This is a genomic window from Vibrio halioticoli NBRC 102217 (assembly GCF_000496695.1).
In the GTDB taxonomy this organism is placed as follows: domain Bacteria; phylum Pseudomonadota; class Gammaproteobacteria; order Enterobacterales; family Vibrionaceae; genus Vibrio; species Vibrio halioticoli.
Genome location: NZ_BAUJ01000096.1, coordinates 1 through 4,562 on the forward strand (window position 1 = coordinate 1; position 4,562 = coordinate 4,562).

Here is a 4,562-nt window from a genome sequence, read left to right on the forward strand (position 1 = left end):
GAATCGTTTTCCCAACTCTCTCCTCAAGTTCGGTGCGAATGATATCCAGAGGGAGTTTTTCTGTAAAGGATTTTCTTAAAAAAACAGTTCATATGCCCGAATTTTGCTCGGAATGACTAAAAACCGTCTCTTTCTCATCTGTTTGAGGGGGCAGTTGCATATTATTTTTGGTTGAAATGAGTAGGGTGGCGAGGTAAACGAGAAATAATTTACATTGATTGACGTTACTGTCATGGAGAGCTGATAAAATGGCGCGCAGATGAGGACAATAATAATATGAATATGAAAAAAATCTCGCAGCCATTCTCCAAAAAGTTTTCTCCAACCGCTGTTCTTTTAATTGGGGCTCTATTTTGTGCTCCTTCTTTTGCAAAGGGCCCAACTAAAGCACCATCTTACGTTGCCGTGGTCACTCAAGATGTTGGTGTCCATCATATTTCACAAACTTTGGCGTTAGTGGGCAAACTGCAAGCGTCTCAATCAGTGATTATTACCCCTGAGGTAAGTGGTACTATCGAGCGTATTTTTGTAAAAACGAATCAAAGCGTGAGAAAAGGGCAAGTATTAGTCGAATTGAGTAAAGATAAGACGACGGCCACAGTCGCTGAAGCGCAGGCTTATTTAAATGATGAACAACGCAAACTCAACGAGTTTGAACGTTTAAGAAAAAGTGCGGCAATTACGTTGACCGAAATCGAAGGTCAAAAAGCCAGTGTCGATATCGCTAAAGCAAGATTGAGCGCCGCTAAAGCCGAACTTAATGAACGTACACTTACCGCCCCATTTTCTGGCCATATTGGCTTTGTTGATTTCAGTTTAGGTAAATTCGTTAATTCAGGCACTGAATTATTAACCTTAGATAACACCTCAAAAATGGAATTGGATTTACAAGTTCCAGAAAACTACCTACCTATGTTGCGTACTGGCATGTCGGTTTCCGCTATTTCTAGTGCTTGGGGTGATGAAGTGTTTACCGGTACTTTGCAGGGTATTGATTCTAGGGTAAATCCAGACACGTTAAACTTACGTGTTCGTATTGCGCTTGATAATAAACATCAAAAACTTAAACCGGGCATGTTGGTTAAAGCCACCCTGAAATTCCCTGAAATTGAAGCGGCGATTATTCCGGTACAAGCATTACAGTACTTAGGAACTAAACGTTTTGTTTATGTGGTTGGAAAAGACAACCGCGCTGAACGTCGTGAGGTTTTCCTTGGTACTCGTGTTGAAAATGAAGTGGTCATTGACAAAGGTCTCGACCTTGGTGAAACCATTGTGGTGCAAGGCGTTGTTAATATGCGCGATGGCATCGAAGTGAAAGATGTGAATGCGACACAAGAGGTCAAGGCGAAAGAGGCATCGAAGAAAAAGGGTAGCGAGGTAGGTAAGTAATGTTGTTATCCGATATTTCAGTAAAACGCCCCGTTGCGGCGGTAGTACTGAGCTTGTTGTTGTGCGTTTTTGGCATAGTGTCATTTTCTAAGCTCGCCGTGCGAGAGATGCCCGATATTGAAAGTTCAGTCGTGTCCATCAGTACGCGCTATGAAGGTGCATCGGCGACAATTATTGAAAACCAAATCACCTCTGTTATTGAAGACCAATTGGCAGGTATTAGTGGCATTGATGAAATTACGTCGACGACTCGTAATAGTATGTCACGTATTTCTGTAACCTTTGATATAGGTTATGACTTGAATACAGGGGTAAGTGACGTGCGTGATGCAGTAGCTCGCGCAACAAACCGCTTGCCTGATGAAGCTGATTCACCAACCGTTTATAAAAATAACGGTAGCGGTGAGGCATCCATGTACGTCAACTTGAGTTCTGATTACCTAGATAGAACAGAATTGACGGATTATGTAGACCGAGTGTTACTTGACCGTTTCAGCCTATTGTCTGGTGTGAGTTCGGTACAGGTTTCTGGCGGCTTATATAAGGTTATGTACGTCAAACTCAAACCTACTCTCATGGCTGGCAGAGGGGTAACGACATCAGATATTACCGCGGCATTAAAATCTGAAAATATTGAGAGCCCGGGTGGGGAAGTACGAAACGACGCTATTGTAATGTCAGTACGTACCGATCGTACTTATAACAATGAAAAAGATTTCAATTATCTCGTTGTGAGAACGACAGCAAGTGGAACGCCCATTTATCTAAAAGATGTGGCTGATGTTTATCTAGGAGCTAAAAACGAAGACTCAACCTTTAGAAGTGATGGTGTCGTTAACGTGAGCTTGGGTATCATTCCACAATCGGATGCTAACCCACTAAACGTGGCGACCGCCGTTCATAAACAAGTGGACGATATTCAAAAGTTCTTACCAAAAGGTACACGTTTAGCGGTAGATTACGATTCAACCGTCTTCATCGACCGTTCTATTTCTGAAGTTTATAACACGCTATTTATTACCGGTGGCCTTGTGATCTTAGTGCTCTATATCTTTATAGGGCAGGCGAGAGCGACTTTGATACCAGCGGTTACTGTGCCAGTGTCATTGATTTCGTCCTTTATCGCTGCTTATTACTTTGGCTTTAGTATCAACTTGATTACGTTAATGGCGTTGATCCTTTCCATTGGTTTGGTGGTTGATGATGCCATTGTGGTGGTGGAAAACATATTCCACCATATTGAGCGGGGCGAGTCTCCACTATTGGCGGCTTATAAAGGGACGCGTGAAGTAGGATTTGCGGTAGTGGCGACTACCCTGGTATTGGTGATGGTATTCCTGCCTATTTCCTTTATGGATGGCATGGTCGGTTTGCTGTTTACTGAATTCTCAGTATTGTTGGCAATGTCAGTCTTATTTTCTTCCCTCATCGCTCTGACTTTAACGCCAGTGTTAGGCAGCAAAATATTAAAAGCGAACGTCAAACCAAACCGTTTCAACAAAGGTGTTGAGTGCTTATTTGGCAAGTTAGATCGTGTCTATCGTCGCTTACTCACTATTGCCCTAAGATTTAAGTGGGTTGCACCTATCGTGATCGTGAGCTGTTTTGCAGGCTCATATTATTTGATGAAATCGGTACCCGCGCAACTTACACCGCAAGAAGACCGTGGAGTCTTATTTGCCTTTGCTAGGGGCGCAGATGCCACCAGTTATAACCGCATGGCGGTTAATATGGATGTCATCGAATCACGTTTGAAGCCATTGCTTGGTAAAGGGCTGTTAAAATCCTTCTCTATTCAGTCTCCGGCATTTGGTGGTAACGCAGGGGATCAAACAGGCTTTGTTATCATGATCTTAGAAGACTGGGCGGTTCGAGATATGTCAGCAGGCCAAGCTTTGGGTGTGATTCGCAAAACTCTGGCGGATATACCTGATGTGAAGGTGTTCCCTATGCTTCCCGGCTTTAGAGGTCGCTCCAGTGAACCGGTGCAGTTTGTGCTTGGTGGTACTGACTATAAAGAGCTAGAAAAGTGGGCTGATATTCTTAAAAATGAAGCCGATGCTAGCCCATTTATGGATGGTGCAAGTACCGATTATTCAGAAAAAACACCTGAGTTGGTGCTGTCTATTGATAAGGAGCGCGCCGCAGAGTTGGGCATCAAGCAAAGCGATATTTCAGACACTCTGGAAGTCATGTTAGGGGGCAAAAGCGAAACCACCTATGTAGACAGAGGTCAAGAGTATGATGTTTATCTGCGTGGTGATGAGAATAGTTTTAATAACAGTGCCGACCTGAGCCAAATCTACTTACGAACCGCGAAGGGTGATCTTGTCACACTGGATTCGGTGACGAAAGTGAACGAAGTGGCCTCTGCGATACGTCTTTCTCACTACAATAAGCAAAAATCGATTACGGTAAAAGCCAACTTAGTAGAAGGTGCCACACTCAGTGATGCACTGGATTACCTAGACCAAAAAGCCCTTGATGTGCTGCCAAGTGATATCTCAGTGTATTATTCTGGCGAATCAAAAGACTTTAAAGAAAACCAATCTTCGATTGTGATGGTGTTTGGCTTAGCATTGCTGGTGGCGTACTTAGTACTCGCGGCGCAGTTTGAAAGCTTCATTAACCCGCTAGTGGTAATGTTTACCGTTCCTATGGGGATATTTGGCGGTTTCTTAGGCTTAGTGATTATGTCGCAAGGGCTGAATGTGTATAGCCAGATAGGAATGATCATGCTCATTGGTATGGTGACCAAAAACGGCATCTTGATTGTTGAGTTTGCCAACCAGTTGCGTGATAGAGGCGTTGAGTTTGAACAAGCCATTATCGATGCAGCGGCAAGGCGTCTACGACCAATCATGATGACAGCGTTTACTACCTTAGCAGGCTCAATCCCGCTGATCTTCTCAACCGGTGCCGGTTATGAAAGCCGAGTTGCAGTAGGTACAGTCATTTTCTTTGGTATGGCATTTGCAAGCTTTGTCACGCTATTTGTTATCCCTGCTATGTACCGACTGCTGTCGTTTAACACCAAAGCGCCAGGGCATGTAGAAGAGCTACTAAACCAAGCTATCGACCAAGATACTAAAGGGCGTATTAGCCACTAGGTGAAGTGCTAAGCTTCGCTAATAAGCGATAAACGCACTAAAAATGCCGTTCACAGTGAG

At 43.8% G+C, this 4,562-nt stretch carries 2 protein-coding genes; both read left to right on the forward strand.

What is annotated here, in order from left to right:
* The first annotated feature begins 276 nt into the window (after positions 1 to 276).
* Entirely contained in the window at positions 277 to 1,392 is a 1,116-nt protein-coding gene (locus VHA01S_RS17625; protein WP_023405699.1) for an efflux RND transporter periplasmic adaptor subunit, read from the forward strand.
* Positions 1,392 to 4,502, forward strand: coding sequence for a multidrug efflux RND transporter permease subunit (locus VHA01S_RS17630; RefSeq protein WP_023405700.1), 3,111 nt, complete (start codon positions 1,392 to 1,394; stop codon positions 4,500 to 4,502). Before VHA01S_RS17625 ends, VHA01S_RS17630 begins: the two co-directional genes overlap by 1 nt.
* Positions 4,503 to 4,562: the final 60 nt, after the last annotated feature.